At 73.8% G+C, this 17,664-nt stretch carries 11 protein-coding genes; 3 read left to right on the forward strand and 8 right to left on the reverse strand.

What is annotated here, in order from left to right; genetic code table 11:
- Positions 1–14: 14 nt before the first annotated feature.
- Positions 15–263, reverse strand: a complete 249-nt coding sequence (locus tag WMF34_RS18780) for a hypothetical protein (RefSeq protein WP_437994095.1) — start codon at positions 261–263, stop codon at positions 15–17.
- A gap of 348 nt (positions 264–611) precedes the next feature.
- Here WMF34_RS18780 and WMF34_RS18785 point away from each other — a divergent pair, with 348 nt between their 5' ends.
- A complete protein-coding gene (locus WMF34_RS18785; RefSeq protein WP_437994096.1) occupies positions 612–3,686 on the forward strand; it encodes a TIR domain-containing protein in 3,075 nt (1,024 codons plus the stop codon).
- Positions 3,655–5,289 (forward strand): hypothetical protein, encoded by a 1,635-nt coding sequence (locus tag WMF34_RS18790; protein ID WP_437994097.1) that lies wholly within the window; start codon positions 3,655–3,657, stop codon positions 5,287–5,289. The genes WMF34_RS18785 and WMF34_RS18790 overlap by 32 nt, the downstream gene beginning before the upstream one ends.
- A gap of 753 nt (positions 5,290–6,042) precedes the next feature.
- Here WMF34_RS18790 and WMF34_RS18795 read toward each other — a convergent pair.
- The 4 genes from WMF34_RS18795 to WMF34_RS18810 form a co-directional block, all read right to left on the reverse strand.
- Positions 6,043–7,797, reverse strand: coding sequence for a hypothetical protein (locus WMF34_RS18795; protein WP_437994098.1), 1,755 nt, complete (start codon positions 7,795–7,797; stop codon positions 6,043–6,045).
- Positions 7,798–7,869: 72 nt separating this feature from the next.
- Positions 7,870–8,037 (reverse strand): hypothetical protein, encoded by a 168-nt coding sequence (locus WMF34_RS18800; RefSeq protein ID WP_437994099.1) that lies wholly within the window; start codon positions 8,035–8,037, stop codon positions 7,870–7,872.
- An 11-nt stretch (positions 8,038–8,048) separates the two neighbouring features.
- Positions 8,049–11,957 (reverse strand): serine/threonine-protein kinase, encoded by a 3,909-nt coding sequence (locus WMF34_RS18805; RefSeq protein ID WP_437994100.1) that lies wholly within the window; start codon positions 11,955–11,957, stop codon positions 8,049–8,051.
- A gap of 355 nt (positions 11,958–12,312) precedes the next feature.
- Entirely contained in the window at positions 12,313–13,830 is a 1,518-nt protein-coding gene (locus WMF34_RS18810; RefSeq protein WP_437994101.1) for a hypothetical protein, read from the reverse strand.
- A 313-nt stretch (positions 13,831–14,143) separates the two neighbouring features.
- Between WMF34_RS18810 and WMF34_RS18815 the strand changes: the two genes are divergently transcribed.
- A complete protein-coding gene (locus WMF34_RS18815) occupies positions 14,144–14,878 on the forward strand; it encodes a hypothetical protein (protein ID WP_157906760.1) in 735 nt (244 codons plus the stop codon).
- 31 nt (positions 14,879–14,909) lie between these two features.
- Here WMF34_RS18815 and WMF34_RS18820 read toward each other — a convergent pair whose 3' ends face one another.
- The 3 genes from WMF34_RS18820 to WMF34_RS18830 all read right to left on the reverse strand — a co-directional run bounded on the left by WMF34_RS18820 (position 14,910) and on the right by WMF34_RS18830 (position 17,527).
- Positions 14,910–16,046 carry an outer membrane protein assembly factor BamB family protein gene (locus WMF34_RS18820; RefSeq protein ID WP_080598919.1) on the reverse strand — a complete coding sequence of 379 codons (1,137 nt, stop codon included), beginning with the start codon at positions 16,044–16,046 and terminating at the stop codon, positions 14,910–14,912.
- A 79-nt stretch (positions 16,047–16,125) separates the two neighbouring features.
- The gene (locus WMF34_RS18825) at positions 16,126–16,716 is read right to left on the reverse strand and encodes a Uma2 family endonuclease (protein WP_012236266.1); all 591 of its coding nucleotides are present in this window, start codon (positions 16,714–16,716) and stop codon (positions 16,126–16,128) included.
- A 184-nt stretch (positions 16,717–16,900) separates the two neighbouring features.
- A complete protein-coding gene (locus tag WMF34_RS18830) occupies positions 16,901–17,527 on the reverse strand; it encodes a CDP-alcohol phosphatidyltransferase family protein (protein ID WP_044965217.1) in 627 nt (208 codons plus the stop codon).
- Positions 17,528–17,664: the final 137 nt, after the last annotated feature.

Below are 17,664 nucleotides of genomic sequence, written 5' to 3' on the forward strand. Positions count from 1 at the left end.
GCTGAGGAGCTACTTCATTCGATGGACAGCCAGGTCTCGAGGAGCGGCTGTACGGGACGCGCGATGGGATCATCTGACAAGGCGCCGGCCAGCGCTTCGAGCTCGGCCCGCTTCTTCTCCAGCGCCTCTGGCGGGATTTGGGGGCCATCGATCTCCTGCCAGACGAGCACGACCTCGACTCGGCGGTGAGGAGCGCCGATCGCCAGATCAACGTGCACTGTGCCTCGCTCGTCGCTCTCGTACAGCTTGCGAACGGTGTTCATCCAGGGTGCTCCTCCGGAACGAGCGGATAGGGCGATCTTTCTAGCACGTCGACCCGCCGATGACGCAGCGGGCTCAGCACGGCGGCTACCGTCGCTTCTCCGCGCGCTGGGTTGACGTTCGAAGCGGTTTGGGCCGGTTCGTCTGTCCGGACGCGCTCGGCGGCGGAACGGATCGGCGCGACGCGGCGTCGATCGAGGCGGAACCGGCTCCGGAGCAACCCCGCAGCGGGCCTGCGTTGGGGCGGAACGATCTGCTGCGCTGGAGCCGGCGCGGCCCCGCATTGAGGGGGACGCGGCGGCGCTCTGCGGACTGGCGGCGGCGAGGAGGTCGTCTGTTAGACTGGCGCCGTGGCGAGAGACCTCATCGACTTCGGCATCGAGCGCAGCCGCCACGAGCACTTCTTCGGTCGAGAGGACGTGCTCGCCGCCATCGATCGCCACCTCGACGGCGCGGGCGCGTCGGGCCGCTGGGTGCTCGTCACGGGCGGGCCCGGCATGGGCAAGAGCGCGACCCTCTCGCGATGGCTCGACGTAGAAGAGCAGCGCGGCCACAGGGCGCCGCACCACTTCCTCCGGCGCGACGTCATGGACTGGGATCGCCCCGAGGCGGTCGCGCGCTCCCTCTCGGCGCAGATCGAGGCGCTCTTCCCGGCGCAGAAGGACCCCGAGTCGCGGCCGGAGAGCCGGCTCATCGAGCTACTGGCGAAGGTCTCCAGGCACGAGCTCGTCCCCCGAGGCGAGCGCCTGGTGCTCGTCGTCGACGGCCTCGACGAGGCGCGGAGCGACGGCGCCGGGCAGAACCCGCTGCCGGGCTTCCTACCCTACGCGCTGCCGCCGCGCGTGCACGCGCTCTGCGCCTCCCGCCCGCAGTACCCGCACCTCGGCTGGCTGGAGAGCCGCGGGAACGTGCGGCGCATCGATCTCGACGCGCCCGAGTGGGCGGGCTCGAACGAGCGGGCCTGCCGCGCGTTCTGGGCCGACCAGGCGCCACGGTTCACGCCGCGGCTCGACCCGAGGCTCGTCGAGGAGGCGGTCGCGCGGGCCGAGGGGAACCTGCTCTATGCGGTGAAGCTCAGGGAATGGCTCGAAGAGCAGCCGGTCGAGCAGCGGCGCGTGGAGCGCCTGCCCCGCGGGCTGAGCGGGTTTCTGGAGCAGATCTGGCAGCACCTGCGGAGCCTGCCGCGTGAGCAGTTCGGGCTGGTCGCGAGCGGGCTGGGGCTGGTCTGCGCGGCACGCGAGGCGCTGCCGCTCGAGGAGATCGAGGCGGCGTGGGGGCGGAGCGACGTGGAGGACGGGGAGGACGGGGAAGCCTTCCTCCGCGATGCACGGCCACTGCTCCTGGAGGAGCCGGCGTCGTGGCGGGGCGCCCGGGCGTACCGGCCGTACCACGAGGCGTTTCGCGAGTTCGTCGCGGAGAAGCTCGGGCCGAAGCGCATGGCCGAGCTGCACCGGCGGCTCCTGGAGACGACGTCGCGGTGGCCGGTGCCGGAGGGGCAGAGCGACTTCCGGAGGCTGTACGCTGCGCGCCACGCGATCGCGCATGCACTCGCGGCAGGCGCGCGCGAGAAGGCACGGGGGCTGTGCAGGGATCTGGGGCTGCTGGAGGCGCTCTGCCGCGATGAGGGGCCGGCGGCGCTCGAGGATGCGCTACGGCTCGGCGCGAAGGAGCTCGGGGATGGCGAGATCGACCTGCTCCACCGAGCGGTGAGGGCCGAGTCGCACTGGCTCCGCGGAGCTCCGAAGGCGCTGCCGGAGCTGGTCTACAACCGACTGCGCTCGGCCGGATGGGACGCGGAGCGAATCGCGCACACGCTGCGGTTCCCGCGCGGCTTGCCGAAGATCCGGCTGCGGCATCCGGTACGGATCTGGACTGCGGAGGAGCGCACGCTGTCCGGACACTCCAATTGGGTCTATGCCTGCACGATCAGCCCGGATGGCCAGCGCGTCGTCTCCGCCTCCGGCGACAAGACGCTCAAGGTCTGGGACCTTGCAACCGGGCAGCTCCTCTCCACCCTCGAAGGCCACCCCGAACAGATCAATGCCTGCGCAATCAGCCCGGATGGCCAGCGCGTCGTCTCCGCCTCCGGCGACAAGACGCTCAAGGTCTGGGACCTGGCGACCGGCACGCTCCTCTCCACCCTCGAAGGCCACTCCAATTGGGTCAATGCCTGCGCAATCAGCCCGGATGGCCAGCGCGTCGTCTCCGCCTCCGGCGACAAGACGCTCAAGGTCTGGGACCTTGCAACCGGGCAGCTCCTCTCCACCCTCGAAGGCCACCCCGAACAGATCAATGCCTGCGCAATCAGCCCGGATGGCCAGCGCATCGTCTCCGCCTCCTACGACAAGACGCTCAAGGTCTGGGACCTGGCGACCGGCACGCTCCTCTCCACCCTCGAAGGCCACTCCTCTTGGGTCGATGCCTGCGCAATCAGCCCGGATGGCCAGCGCATCGTCTCCGCCTCCAAAGACAAGACGCTCAAGGTGTGGGACCTGGCGACCGGGCAGCTCCTCTCCACCCTCGAAGGTCACTCCTCTTGGGTCAATGCCTGCGCAATCAGCCCGGATGGCCAGCGCATCGTCTCCGCCTCCTGGGACACAACGCTCAAGGTCTGGGACCTGGCGACCGGGCAGTTCCTCTCCACCCTCGAAGGTCACTCCGATTCGGTCAAGGCCTGCACGATCAGTCCGGATGGCCAGCGCATCGTGTCAGCCTCCAGCGACAAGACGCTCAAGGTCTGGGAGATGTCGACAGGGAAACACATGGATACAGTGTACGGAACCAGCTTGTTCATCAGCATGGCTGTATCGCAACAGATTCTCTGTGCAGGCGACGCAAACGGCAACCTCTGGCATCTCCATTTCACGACTCCGGCGCCTCTTGAACAAGCTTTCCCGACGATGAAGGCGATCCGCCTCTTCTTCAGCTACTGCCACAAGGACGAGGCTCTCCGCGACGAACTGGAGACCCACCTCGCCCTTCTCAAGCGCGAGGGCATCCTCCAGAGCTGGCATGATCGCCGCATTGCCGCCGGCGATGAACGGGCTGGCCAGATCGACAAACACCTCGACGAGGCCGAGGTGATCCTCCTCCTCGTCAGCGCCGACTTCCTTGCCTCCGATTACTGCTTCGACAACGAGATGCGGCGCGCCCTCGAGCACCACAACGCCGGCCAGGCCCGCGTCATCCCGGTCCTCCTTCGGGAGACCGACTGGCGCGGCGCGCCTTTCGCCAGGCTCCAGGCGCTGCCCAGGGATGGGAGACCGGTCACCAGCTGGCGGAACCGCGACGAGGCCTGGACCGACGTGGTGAAAGGCATCCGGCACGCGGTCGAGGCGCTCCGAGGGCATGCCGGATACGATGGGCGCCTCGACGCCCTTCAAGGAGCACGCGATGTCCGACGCGATCACGACGTCTCAGGCTGAGCCGATCGACGACGAACAGTACCCGGCCTTCCTCGAAGCCATCCGAGCCCGCTTCGGCGAGGTGACCGCCGGCGGCGCGCACCTCTTCACAACGGACGCCGCCGGCCTCTTCGACGCGTTCCTCGACGGGCTCCGCGCGGATCGGCGCCAGCACTACACATGCAGCGCGTGCCGCCGTTTCGTCGATCGCTTCGGCGGGCTGGTGAAGGTCGCGCCCGATGGGACCGCAACGTCAATCGCGTGGGCCCCCGACGCAGCACCGCCGTTCTTCCGGACCTCCGTCGAGGCCATGGCGCTTCTCGTCGCGCGCGCGAAGGTGACCGGCGTCTTCCTCTCCGAAGAGCGCACGTGGGGGATGCCGAAGAACAAGAGCCAGAAGCCGCCCTTCTCCTGGAATCACATGGCCGTCGCGCCCGGGCGGGAGCTCGTCTTCAAGCCGTCCGCCGTGCAGACCACCTCGCAGGTCGTGGCCGAGAAGCTCCAGGACTACGGCACCCTCTGCCGAGGGCTCGCCGAGTTCCCGCTCGAGGTCGTGAGGCAGGCGCACACCCTCCTGAGCACCGGGAACCTCTACCGATCGGAGAAGTGCATCGGCGTGGCGAAGTGGCTGATCGATCTGCATGAGGCGCGCGCGGCGACGAAGAACCCCGTCGCCCGCGACAACCTCACATGGCTCGCCGCGGCGACCGCGCCGGCCGGGTTCTGCCACGTGCGCAGCGGCATGATCGGCACTCTCCTGGAGGACATCCAGGCTGGGCTCGGCTTCGCCGACATCAAGGCGAAGTTCGACGCCAAGATGCACCCGCTCCTCTACCAGCGCCCCCAGGCGGCGCCGAGCGCCGGCAACATCGCGCAGGCCGAGGCCATCGTGCAGAAACTCGGCTCGGCGGGCGCGCTGGAACGCCGGTTCGCCAAGCTCGAAGACATCCAGGCGCTGTGGAAGCCGAAGGCGGGCGCGCCCCGGGAGCAGGGCGGCGGCGTCTTCGCCCACCTCAAGGCCAAGATCTCGACGGCCGCGGTGTCCGTGGAGCAGCCGCCGGTCGTCATGACCTGGGAGAAGTTCCAGCGGACCGTGCTCGCGGACGCGGAGCGCATCGAGTTCTTCGTGCCCGAGCAGAACGCGCCGTACGCGGCCCTGGTGACGGCCGCGAACCCCGACTCGCCGCCCATCCTCCAGTGGGATCGCGAAGAGAAGCGGAACCAGGTGAGCTGGTACATGTACGTCAAGGGCTCGCCGGCGAGCGCGTGGAACCTGAAGGCGGGGCAGTTCCATCAGGTCACGGCGATCGCGCTGCAGCCGACGATGTGGGACGGCCCGGACAAGTACCCGCACCAGGGCCAGTCGGTCTTCTTCCTCCTCGACGGCGCGCGAGACGTGAACCACGAGCGCAGCGGCGGCTTCTTTCCGGAAGACCTGCGAAGCGAGTACCACGGCATCCGCGCCACCATGGAGGCGTACGCGAAGAACGCGACCATCGCGGGAGCCAAGGAGGCGTCAGCCTGCGGCATCAAGCTCCGGAAGAGCGCCGGCACGTGGGATTACCTCTTCCGCGTCACCACGAAAAACGGGCGGGTCACCTACAAGCTCGACCGCTGGGACTGAGAAGCGGGCCCTGCGGGTGCTGCGCCATCGGCGGACGGGTGCCGGGAGCGCAGACACGCCGGGCGGGGCATGCGCGCTGTTAGACTGCCGCCGTGGCGAGAGACCTCATCGACTTCGGCATCGAGCGCAGCCGCCACGAGCACTTCTTCGGTCGAGAGGACGTGCTCGCCGCCATCGATCGCCACCTCGACGGCGCGGGCGCGTCGGGCCGCTGGGTGCTCGTCACCGGCGGGCCCGGCATGGGCAAGAGCGCGCTCCTCTCGCGGTGGCTCGATGTAGAGAACCCGCTGCCGGGCTGTCTGCCGTATGCGCTGCCGCCGCACGTGCACGCGCTCTGCGCCTCGCGCCCGCAGTATCCGCACCTCGGGTGGATAGCTGGCCAACGCGCGACCTACCCGCCCGCCCTGCCGATCAGCCTCCCGGCCAACTCGCGATGGGCCCGCCTGCCCCGCCGACCTGCCTCCGGGCCAACTCCGACATACAGGCCTGTCCTGCCGACCAGGCCCCGGGCCATGTCCGACATGCCGACCTGCCCTGCCGACCAGGCCCCGGGCCATGTCCGACATGCCGACCTGCCCCGCCGACCAGGCCCCGGGCCATGTCCGACATGCCGACCTACCCTGCCGACCAGGCCCCGGGCCATGTCCGACATGCCGACCTGCCCTGCCGACCAGGCCCCGGGCCATGTCCGACATGCCGACCTGCCCTGCCGACCAGCCCCCGGCCATGTCTCGCCCCCGCCCTCGCTCCCCCTCACCGGTACGGCCCGCCCCGCCCCTCCCCCCGCATCTGCCGCGCGAGCGCCAGCATGGGCCGCAGCACCTCCCGCGCCGCCGCCGGATCCGCGAGCGGCGCCCCGATCACCACCGCGATCGCGCCCGGCGCCACCGCGACCCCCTCCTCCGCATCCGCAACCCCACCGAGGCGCGCCGCCTGCTCCAGGATCGCCGCTGCGATCCCCTGCTCCGCCGCGTTCCTCGGCCTGGCCGCGCCCTCGATCGGCGGATCCAGCCGCAACGAGACCCGCGTCCTCGCGGGAACGGCGCCCTTGAACAGCGTCTCCAGCTCGAACCGCGCCCCTTCGAGCGTCCCCGAGAGCCGCATCGAACCGGCCCGGAGCGCACCGTCGCTCTCCTCCGCGAAGCGGCGCCACGCGGGCAGCCACGCCGCCATCGCCGCCGGCGGCGGCAGCGCCGCGCCAGCCTCCGCGAGCGCCTGCGCGAGCGCGTTGACCTGCGCCAGGAACGCGTCGAGCGCCTGCTCGTCCGACGCCTCCGCGGCGCTCCACACCCACGCCTCCCTGTCGTCCACGTCGGCCCGATGGAAAGCACGCAGCGCACGCCGGAGCGCAGGCCCGAGCACGGCCAGCACCTGCGCCTCCTCCCGTCCCGCCGCCCGGAAGCGCCGATCGGATCCCTCGTCCCCCGTCTCCAGCCCATCGAGCTCCAGCACGCGCCGCCACTGCACGTCGAGGCGCAACCCCCAGGGCTCCGCGAACCGCACCGTCGCGCCCAGGCCGGCCCTCAACCCCTTCACGGCAGAGGCCACCTCGACGGCGCACCCCGCGCGCACGCCGCGGAGCCGCAGCCCCCGTTCCAGCGAGAGCCCCACCCGCCGCCCCGCGCGCGCCCAGACCGCGCGCCAGCGATCCGCGCCGATCCGGGGCCGCTTTCCATCGCGCCCGGTCCGCGGCTCGAACAGGCCGACGATCAACGGCACGCGATGCCGCACCAGCTCCCCGCCCGCCAGGTGCTCGATCGTCACCTCCAGCGCGTACTCCAGGGCAACCTCGCGGAGGCGGAAGGACGGCGCGAGATCGCCCGGCAGAGAGATGCGGAAAGGCACCTCCGTTCCCTCGGCGATCCCTGTGACATCCTGGAAGAACACGTTCGGGCAGCTCTCGTACGAACCGCCGCGCGCGTTCACCTGCTCCACCCCGTTGCCGACCAGCGCGACGCGGAGCCCGAAGGGATAGCGCCCCGGGAGACCCCCGAAGGCGACGGCCCCGGTCACGATCGCGCCCGGGGTGAGGGTCCGGCCCGGCAGCGACACCTCGACGAAGGCGCCGCGCCCCCGGCGGCTCGCGTCGATGAACGGCCCGTCCTCCGGCCGCTGCGCGGACCTGGGCCGGACGAGGACCTCCTGGCTCTCCCGCGCGTCGAGCCACCACGGAATGGAGACGTGCGCGCGGACCTCGCACCGGCACGCCTGGAAGGCGCCGGCGAACGTCGGCGGGAGATCACCAGGCAGCGCGAACGAGACCCGGTAGCGGTGAATCCCCTCGCCGAGCCGCCCCTCCCCGGCCACCTCCTCGCTGAGGAGGAGCAGATCGCGAACCTCGAGGGTCCCCTCGCCCGGAACCAGCCGCTCGTGCGTGTGCCGCAGGGCCACGCGCACGAAGTTGATGGGCGTCTTCGCGGCGCTCTCGAGCGAGAGCCCGACGTCGAACGCCTCGCCCGGATGAACGACCCTGGGGAGGCGCAGCGTGATGAAAGGGCGGCTCCTCATCGCCGCCTCCCAGTGTAAACGACCCGGCCGACCGCCCTCCGATGCGGCGTGGCACCGCCCGCTCGCTCGCGGTCAGGAGGTCGCGCCGCCCGCTCGCTCGCGGTAGGAGATGGCCAGGTGCTGCGTCGAGGGCGGCAGCGGATGAAACTCCGTCCGCGAGAAGCCCGCGCGGCCGAACATCGCGCCGAGCTCCGCTTCCGTGTACGCCTCGTCCCGCGGCGTCTGGACGAGCATCGTCATGGCGAACTCGGCTACTCCGCCGCCTCGCCCAGCCACGCCCGCGCGAGCTCGAGCGTGCGCGCGTTGTCCACGGCCCGCTCCAGGAAGTGCGCCCGGAACGCGCCGTCGCTGATCTTCTCGGCGCGCGCGAGCAGGCGATCGCGCGCCTCGGCGATCGCCCGCGCGGCCTCGGCGCCGCGCCCGCAGACCGACAGCGCCTCGGCGTAGACCAGGCGCACCACCGACTCGCCCTCCTCCACGCCCACCTCGTCGAGCAGCGCGCGCGCGCGCTCGGCGGCGGCGAGCGCGTCGCCAGGGCTGCCGAGGTGGAGCAGCGCGCGCCCGAGCACCGCGACGGCGTAGGCGCGCATCGGCGGGGCCCGCTCGAGGATCGCGTCCGCGGCCCGCGCCTCGCGCGCGGCGGCCTCGGGATCGCCCGCGAGGAGCAGGATGCTCGCGAGGTAGACGCGCGCGCAGCCCTCCATCCGCACGTCGCCGTGGCGCTCCAGCATCGCGCACGCGGTCTCCTCGACCGACCTCGCCTCGTCGAGCCGGCCGCGGTAGGAGAGCACCAGGCCGAGGTTCTGGAGGACGTACGCCGTGGTGCCGCGCAGCTCCATGCGCTCCGACTCGGCGAGCGCCTGGCGCAGCGCCGCCTCGGCCTCCTCGAGCTGACCCACCTGGCCGTACGAGTAGCCGAGGTTCATGCGCGCCATGCACGCCCGCCGCACGTCGCCGGCCTGCTCGAACGCCGCGAGCGCCGCCGCGATGCCCGCGAGGCTCGCGCCCGGGTCCCCGCCCGCGTGCGCGCGGATCGCGCGCGCCTCGTGGAGGTTCGCCACGGCCTCGAGATCCGGCGCCGGGGCGCCCTCGATCGCGCGCTCCGCGCCCTCGAGCAGCGCGTCGGCCAGCGCGTAGCGGCCGCCGAAGATCAGCATGAGCGCGGCGGAGCTCAGGCAGGCGCTCTTGGCGGAGCTCCCGTCCTCGAGGGGCGCAGGCGTGTCGCGCGCGACGGCGGCCCAGCGCTCGACGCGCTCGAGGCCGCCCGTGGCGCCCGCGACGATGATGATCCGGGTCAGCGCGGCGAACCAGGCGGCGGATCCCTCCGCGAGGTGCTCCGCGGCGGCCACGGCGCGCTCCTCGGCGAGCGCGAGATCGCCGCGCCAGAAGTGCGCCTGGCTCTCGAGCAGGCGGAGCTCGCCCACGGTGGCGGGCGCCGGATCACACGCGACGCCGCGCGCCGCGCGCGCCAGCACCGCGCCGAGGTCGTTGCCCCGCAGCGCCTGCCGCGCCGCCGCGAGGTACGCCGTGGCCGCGCGCGCGGGCTCGCCGCCGCGCTCGAAGTGCTCGGCGAGCGCCATGGGATCGGCCTCGCCGCGCTGCGCGAGGAAGCCGCCGGCGAGCGCGTGGCCGAGCCGCCGGTCGCCCTCGGTCAGCATGCCGTAGGCGGCCTCGCGGATGAGCGCGTGGCGGAACCGGAGCGCGGCGTCGCCGGCGGTGCTCCGCGGCCCGATCCGCACGATCGCCTCGTGCCGCACGAGCTCGTCGACCTCGCGCGCGACCTCCGACCGGCCCACGAGCGCGGCGACCCCCGCCTCGGTGAACGCCTCGCCGAAGACGCTCGCGGCGCGCAGCACGCGGCGCGCCTCCGGGTCGAGCGCGTCGAGCCCGGCCTGCACCATCGCGAGCACCGTCTCCGGCGGCGCCGCGGTCCGGCCGCGGGCGGCGGCGCGGATCTGCTCTTCCAGATAGAACACGTTGCCGTCGGCGCGCTCGACGAGCGTCCTCACGAGCTCCGGGCTCGCCCGGGCGCCGAGCGCCTCCCGCACGAGCTGCTCGCCGCCCGACGGCGCGAGCGGAGCGAGGCGGACCTCCCGGACGAGGTGAGGCCCCCACAGCCCCGGGAAGAGCTCGTGCACGGAGGGACGCGCCAGCGCGAGCACCGCGAACCGCCTGCCCTTCAGGTTGCGCAGCGCGGCCTCGACCAGCGTCACGGTCGGCAGATCGCCCCAGTGCAGGTCGTCGAGGACGAGGAGCACCGGCTGCGCGGCGCACTCGGCGTCGAGGAAATCCTCCCACGCGAGGCGCAGCTGGTCGCTCATCAGGAGCGGGTGCCGCCGCGCCGCCCTGAGCTGCACGTCGTCGTCGTCCGGGAACGGCGCGCCCGCGAGCTCGCCGAGGAACGGCGCGACGCGCGCGGCCGCCGCGGCGCCGCAGCGGCGCTCGACGCGCGCGCGGATCTTGCGCCGCTTCGACTCGATCGGCTCGCCGTCGCGCAGGCCGAGCCCGCGGCGGAGCGCGCGCTGGAGCAGGCCGAAGGCGGAGCCGGCGCTCATCGGGTCCGCCTGGCCGAGCCACACCGCGAGGGGCTCGCCGCGCGCCCCGAGCGCGCGGACGAGCTCGTAGCAGAGGCGCGATTTGCCCGACCCCACCGCGCCCGTCACCAGCACCGCGCCCGGCGCCGCCCCGCGGACGCAGGCGTCGATCTCGGCCTCGATCAGCCCGAGCTCGCGCTCGCGCCCGACGTAGGGCGCCGGCCGGCCGAGGAGCGAGGGCTGCGTCTGGGGCTCCTCGCGCGCGCCGTGGAGCCAGCACCCCGACGCGTCCCGGGTGGCGTCGAACCGCGCGCCGAGCAGGCCCGCGGTCGTGTCGTCGATGCGGATCGCCGCCGGATGGAGGGGCTCTCGGCTGCCCTGGACGAGCTGCACGAGGCGATCGATCACCGCGCCGACCGGCAGCCGCGCGGCGACCTCGGCCCGGCCGATGACGAGCGAGAGGCGGGCGCCGCCGAGCAGCTCCCTGAGCGAGAGGGCGCAGCGGGCCGCCTGCGCCGCGAGGTCGGTGGGCGCGGCCGATCCGGAGAGCGTCACGAGCAGCCACCGCGCCTCCAGGAGCTCGATCCGGCCGCGGTGGCGCTCGACGATCTCGCGGATCGCCCGCGCCCGCGCCTCGTCCTCGACGTCGGAGAGCGTCGCCTCCGCGTCGGCCTGGCCCTCCCGGGCGAGCAGGAGGCACATGACCTTCCGCTCGCTGGTCGTGATCTCGCGGCCGCGCTGCGCCGGCGGGTGGGACGACGGGGGCTGCAGCGACGGCGGGCCCGCGTCGAGGCGTGGATCCAGCGCCTCCGAGGCGAGCGCCGCCGCGACGACGCCCGCGTCGCGCGGCCGGGACTCCCGCGCCTTCGACAGCATCCGCGCGACGAGCCGATCGAGCCAGGCCGGGACGTCGTCGCGGAGCTCCCTGAGCCGCGGCGGCTCCTCGAGGAGGACCTTCATGAGGATCGAGAGCGGGTCGCTGCCGCCGAACGCGGCGCGCCCGGTGAGGCACTCGAAGAGCACGCTGCCGAGCGCGAACACGTCGGCGCGCGCGTCGATCTGCGGCTCGCCGCGGGCCTGCTCCGGGGCCATGTACTGGGGCGTGCCGCGGATGTCGCCGAGCGTCGGGAACTCCTCCTCCTCATCATCCCCGGAGAAGCGCGCGACGCCGAAGTCGATGAGCCGGACGCGCTGGAGGTCGCCGCCCTCGAGGATGAGGTTGCCCGGCTTCACGTCGCAGTGCACGAACCCCAGCTGGTGGACGGCGGCGAGCGTCTCGGCGATGCGCGCGGCGAGCGTGAGGCCCTCGGCGAGCGTGAGCGGGCCGCGATCGAGCCGCTCCGAGAGGGTCTCGCCATCGAGCCACTCCATCGCGAGGTAGAGCCGGCCCCCGCCCGTCGCTCCGTGCGCGACGTAACGGGCGACGCCGGGGATCGCGAGCGTCGCGAGGGCGAGGTGCTCGCGCGCGAGGGCGCTCAGCGACGCGGTCGCGGCTGTCTGGAGGAGCTTGAGGGCGACGAGCTCGCCGGACCGGAGGTCGCGCGCGCGGTACACGCGCGCCGTCGCGCCCGAGGCGGCGTGCTCCTCGATCTCGAACCGGTCGTCGACGACCTCTCCTGCCTGCATCGAGCTGACGCGCTCCTCGCGGGCGCTCTGCCGCTATTGCACAGCGTGCCAGCGGCGCGCGCCGTCCGTCCACTGTCACTTCGCTCGACGCCGCGCGGCGTGCGCGCCGGCTCACCGCGGCAGATCACCTCGCCGAGCCACCTCGCCGGGACGCATGTCGCGGCGCAGGCGCTCGCGTCGGCGCGGCGCACACGATGGCGCACCTCGCCGGCTCACCGGCGTGTCGTCGCGCGCCGCGGACGCGTCGGGAGTGCCATCCACCGAGAGATGAACCGCCAAGAGCGCCAAGGACGCCAAGAAATGAAAACCATCTTGGCGTCCTTGGCGGTTTGAATTCTGCCCTGTCGAGGAGGGATCAATCCGCCCCTCGGTCCACGGGCGCTTCGCCTGCGTCCGCGCCGCCCGCGCGCCGCCGCAGCACCACGTAGCGGAGGTGCGGGACGCCGCTCACCGCCACGGGAGCGAACGCGTCGCCGGCGCCGGGCAGGCGCGCGACGCGCTGCTCCACCCCGCGCGCGAACCGCGACGCGGGCCACGGCGACGCGGGCGCCTCGCCCTCGGCGAGCAGCAGCACCAGCGCGTCCACCCGGCGCGCGTCGAGCAGCGCCCCGGGGATCCGCTTCGTCGTGTGCCCGCCGGGCAGCGCCGCGATCGCCGGATCCGTGACGCCCGCGAGATCGACGAGGGTCGCGCCCGTCGCCGCCCCGAGCCAGCCGATGTCGAGCGCAGCGACGACCTCCGCCCCGGCGAGCGCGCCGCGGAGCTCCTCGACGACGCGCAGGCGGTCGCCGCCCACCCGCGCGGCGGTCGGCCCGACCCGGACCATCACGAAGAGCTCCCCCGCGAGCGCGAGCGCGAGCCGGAGCGCCGTGGCGCGCGCGTGGGCCACCGAGGCGACGTGGGCCGCCGCGAGCACCACGGCGGGCAGCGCCGGGACGACGAGCCGCGACAGCGGCATCCAGTCGCCGCCCGCCGCCGCGACCGCGAGGAAGTGCACCGCGACCGCCGCGAGCAGCCCGCGCGGCCACGCGGGGAGCGCGCGCCACGCGGCCGGCGCGATCAGCGCCGCAGGCCCGGTCAGGAGGAAACACGCGAGCGCGTACCGGGCCCCGAGCGCCGCGTCCGGCGCCTTCGCCAGCGCGGCGAGCGGCGCGGCCCGCCCGAAGATCGAGAGGCGCGCCACGGCCACGGCGACGAAGGGGAGGCCCGCGAGCGCGAGCGCGGCGAGCGCTCGCGCCCACGCGGGGCGCGGCGCGCCCCCCGCGGCGTCGCGGCGCGGGGCCGCCTGGGCCGAGAGCGCGACGACGAGCGCGAACGGCAGGAGCTCCGGCCGGAGCGCCGCCGCGGCCCCGGCGCAGGCCGCGCCGGCGAGCGCGCGGCCGAGCGCCGGCAGCGCGACGGCGAGCGCCCCGAGCGCCGCGACGACGCCCGTCTCCATGCCCGCCACGCTCCAGGCGGCGAGCGGCGCCGACGCCGGCACGAGCGCGAGCGCCGCGAACCGCGCGGGCCGGGCAGAGGCCCGATCGATCGCGAGCGCCAGGACGCCGGCGGCGAGCGTCCACGCGAGGGCGCCGAGCGCCTTCGCGGCCGCGAGCGCGGCGAGCGGCCCGCCGGCCGCGAACGGCGCCAGCGCGAACGCCCACCCGAGCGGCGTCACGCCGTCGGTCACCGGCCCGGCCGCGTTGAAGCGGTAGCCCAGCCCCAGGGCGAGGTGGTGCGCATAACGCGCCGTGATCAGGGCGTCGTCGACCGTGAACCCCGAGAGCGCGAGCGCCGGGATCAGCGCCGAGAGCGCGCCGGCGAGCGCGACGAGCAGCGAACGCTCCCGCCCCGTCACGCCGCCTGTGCGTCCGCGCAGCACTCCGATGGACACGAGGCGCTGACGCCCGCGCTGGACCGGAGCCCGCGCCGCTCCGCGCGTTCTCCATCGAGGACGCACCGACAGCGGAGCAAGCGCTCAGGGTGTACGGCGATCAGCACGCAGCGATCCTGTGACAGGCGCACGAAGGACGCAATTGCGCTCGTCTGCCCACAATCATGCGAGCAGGCGAGACGCGACCACGCGGGCACGTGCGCGCGAACGTCGCGAACACCTGGGCTCGCCGCGGCGCGCACGCCTCGGACAGCGGCGGCGGCGCTGCGCCTCGTGGCAGCCATGCGCCCTCGTGGACGGTATAGTTCCCCGCATGGCACTTCCCGCCGCGCTCCTGGCCGCCGTCGAGCGGCATTCGTGTTTTACCGGCTGCTATCGCAGCGAATCGGAAGTCCAGGTCTGCATCGATCCCGCGCAGGCGCTCGTGCCGACGGTGCCTGTCTGTTGCAGCGATTGCCTGAACTTCCACCCGGCGGCGCTCGTGAGCCTCTTGCCCCTCGGCATGACGTCGTACGCGCTCGCGAACGCGCTGACGACACACGTGCGCTCGCTGCGCGGGTACAAGTGGGCGACCGGCGGCTACCACACCGCGGGCACCGGCTTCTGGCTCAACGCCGCCTACTACGGAAATGGCCTCTTCCTGGTCGACGCCGCGCGCAACCGCAACGCGAGGACGGACGTCGATATGCTGATCGAGGCCTTCCAGCACGGGATCGTCCAGCCGGAGGACCCGCGCATGCTCGATCCGGCGCTCTACACGATCGAGCTCGCGTACATCAACATGTCGCGGCCCATCCTGCCGGTCCGCAGCAAGCAGGATCTCCTGGCGTCGCCGCAGCGCAGCGCCACGCCGAGGCAGGGGTTCTCGCGCGTGTCGATCGTGGAGTTCCAGCCGCTCGCCGTCGCGGGGACGTCCCCTTCCGCGCAGCCGGCGAAGCCGGCGCCGCAGCCCCGCGAGCTCAAGCTCGGCGATACGTGCCCGACGTGCGGCGCCGCCGTGATGGAGCGACCGCTGTTCTCGGGCACGTTCGTGGGCTGCCTCTGCTGAGGGCGCGCCGCGGGCCACGCCGGCGACCGGCTCACGGCGACGGCGACGGCGACGGCGGCGGCGGCGGCGGCGGCGTGGTCGCGCGCCACGCCGTCTCTCCGGTCGCCGGGTCGATCGCGCGCAGCGCGGCGCCGCTCACCGCGGCCCCGCTGATGACGTAGACGTAGGGGCCGGACGCCTTCGCCGCCGTGAGCCGGTCGCCGAGGTAGGCCGCGGCGCGCTCGTACCGCGCGGCCCCGGACGCCGGATCGAGGGCGATGATCCGCGGCTCGGTGCCGTTCACCACGTCGACGCCGACGACGACGGCGGCGCCGCCGCTCGCGACGAGGAACAGGTCGGGCCGCCCGCCGGAGAGCGGCGCGCGCGCGGCGAGCTCCTTCTTCCAGAGCGACTCGCTGCCGCGCCGCCCCTCGGCGGTGAGCCGCGGCGGGCCCCCGGCCGGCACGGTGAGCACGACCTCCACGCCGCCGGCCTGGACCACCTGGGGGTTCTTCTTGCGCTCCCAGAAGTTCCCCGTGATCGCCGACGGCTGCGGCGCCGTCGGGCAGTCGGCCGCGCCGCCCCCTTCGAGCTTGATCCCGGTCGCCGTGCCGTCCTTCATCACCACGGTCGCGCAGCCGTCGCCCCCCGCGATCTCGTCGGGGACCCCGGGGAGGTTCGCCACCCAGCGCGCCTTGCCGGTGCGGGCGTCCAGCGCGCGCAGCGCGGCGTCGCCCCCGCCCGCGAGCACCGTGCTCGGGTCCGCGCAAGCGAGCGCGTCCGGCTCCTCGATCTCCAGCGAGGCCCAGATCCCCTGCCCGCTGCGCCCGTCGACGGCTACCACGCGCCCGCGGGTCTTGCCGTCCTGCCACAGCACCGGGTCGGGCGCGTCGTCGCCGTTCGCGTCCACGAAGCAGAGGGCGTCGAGCTGCGTGGAGAGCGGGCGCGCGCGCGGCGCGGGCTCCTGCGGCGGGTCGACGCGCGCGAAGAACATCACCGCGAAGCCGATCCCGACCGCGGCCATCGCCGCGGCGAGGAGCACCTTCGTCGCCCGAGGTGGCCCCGGCGCGGGCGCGCCCCGCGGCGCGGCCGCGCCCGCGACGCCGGGGGCGTCAGCGCCGCAGCGCGGGCATGCGATCCCATCACGACTTGCCTCCAGCGAGGCACCACAGCTCCTGCAGGGCCGCATCCGGACAGTCTATCGCCGCCGGGTGCCCGTGATCGAGGGCCACCGTGCGCGGCCCGGCCGGACGGGGGACTCGCCTCCGCTACTTCGCCCAGAGCACCGAGAGATCGATCTCGATGGCCTCGAAGGGCACGACCCGGACCCGCGCCGCGCCGCGGTGGACGGGGCCGGGCTCCCAGCCCCTGCCCGCGGCGAGCGAGAAGACCTCGAGGGTGCGCCGGATTGGATCGACGAGCCACGCGTGGAGCACGCCTTCGTGCGCATAGAGGGGCATCTTCTCCCTGCGATCGACGTCCTCGGTCGACGGGCTCAGGACCTCGCAGATCCAGTCGGGAGCGAGCGGGAAGAAGGCCGTCTCGGGCAGCTCGGGCATGCGCTCGATCCGCCAGCCGGCGAGGTCGGGCACGAGCACGTCGAACTCACCAGGCGTGCGCGGGTCGGGGAGGTGCAGCTCAGGCTCGACCAGGATGGTCCAGCCGCCGGGCCCGCCTTCGCCCAGGTCGAAGGGGCCGGACAGCTTCCCCCCGAGCCGGGACGCGGCGCGCGCATGCCGCGGCGCCGGGCGGGGGAACACGTGCAGGGTGCCGCGGACGAGCTCCGCCACCTTGGTCGACGGGACGGCTTCGAGATCGGCGTACGTGGCCCGGGGCTGCTTCTCGGCGGGCTGACCCATGACCGGAGCGTGCCTGGACGCCCAGGGAGAGGCAAGGGTGTGTGGCGCGCCGAACCAGGACGCTCGCGCGGCGCCGCGCGCCTGCCCCTCCCCGGCGCGCGTGGCGCGCGCCTGCCCCTCCCCGGCGCGCGTGGCGCGCGCCTGCCCCTCCCCGGCGCGCGTGGCGCGCGCCTGCCCCTCCCCGCTACGGCTTCGGTATCCTCAACGTGCCGCTGACCATGGCGCTGCCGCTCACGACATAGACCAGGCTGAGCGGGTGGAACGCCCAGGGGCCGAGCGCGATGGACCCGAGCCAGAGCTGCTCGTGCACGCGCTCCTTGGCAAACAGCACCCCGAAGAGCAGCACGATGAGCAGGCTCGTGGGGATCGGCGTCCCCTCGTAGTAGCGCACCTTTCCCCGCTCGTCCGACAGCTCGGCCGCCGTCACGTTGTACCGCGCGAGGCGGCTGATCCCGCAGGCGACGAAGTAGACGAGGGCGGCGGCGTCCCACGGCCCGCGCAGGCCGAGCGCGTAGCCGAGCACCGCGGGCGCGACGCCGAACGAGACCACGTCGGCGAGGGAGTCGAGATCGGCCCCGAGCGGCGAGTGCTTGCGACGCCAGCGCGCGATCGTGCCGTCGAGGACGTCGCACGCCAGCGCGAACGGCAGGAGCCCGAAGGCCACCCAGATATAGATGCGCTCGCGCTCCGCCACGTAGTTCAGGCAAAGCAGGATGCTCAGCGTGCCGCTCGCCGCGTTCGCCAGCGTGACGAAGTCGGCGAGCGCGAACGACCGGAGCATCGAGAAATGGGGCGGTCTCTCGGCAGGCATGGCGCTCGGGGTGCGCAGTGTCGCACGTCCGGTTCGATTGCCAACCATTCTGCGCGGCGCGGGTCGCCGTCCCCGGGGCGCCCTCGCGTCGCAGCGCGCCTCCGGCCGCGGCGCGCCCGGCGCCGGCGCCGTCTAGC

This window comes from Sorangium sp. So ce145 (genome assembly GCF_051525985.1).
GTDB classification, from domain to species: Bacteria; Myxococcota_A; Polyangia; order Polyangiales; family Polyangiaceae; genus Sorangium; species Sorangium cellulosum_B.

Bases quoted from the DNA above. Each gene is read 5' to 3' on its own strand.
- WMF34_RS18815 (WP_157906760.1), top strand. From the start codon at position 14,144: ATGGCACTTCCCGCCGCGCTCCTGGCCGCCGTCGAGCGGCATTCGTGT.
- WMF34_RS18795 (WP_437994098.1), bottom strand. From the start codon at position 7,797: ATGAGGAGCCGCCCTTTCATCACGCTGCGCCTCCCCAGGGTCGTTCAT.
- WMF34_RS18780 (WP_437994095.1), bottom strand. From the start codon at position 263: ATGAACACCGTTCGCAAGCTGTACGAGAGCGACGAGCGAGGCACAGTG.
- WMF34_RS18805 (WP_437994100.1), bottom strand. From the start codon at position 11,957: ATGCAGGCAGGAGAGGTCGTCGACGACCGGTTCGAGATCGAGGAGCAC.
- WMF34_RS18820 (WP_080598919.1), bottom strand. From the start codon at position 16,046: ATGCGGCCCTGCAGGAGCTGTGGTGCCTCGCTGGAGGCAAGTCGTGAT.
- WMF34_RS18800 (WP_437994099.1), bottom strand. From the start codon at position 8,037: ATGACGATGCTCGTCCAGACGCCGCGGGACGAGGCGTACACGGAAGCG.
- WMF34_RS18790 (WP_437994097.1), top strand. From the start codon at position 3,655: ATGTCCGACGCGATCACGACGTCTCAGGCTGAGCCGATCGACGACGAA.
- WMF34_RS18825 (WP_012236266.1), bottom strand. From the start codon at position 16,716: ATGGGTCAGCCCGCCGAGAAGCAGCCCCGGGCCACGTACGCCGATCTC.
- WMF34_RS18830 (WP_044965217.1), bottom strand. From the start codon at position 17,527: ATGCCTGCCGAGAGACCGCCCCATTTCTCGATGCTCCGGTCGTTCGCG.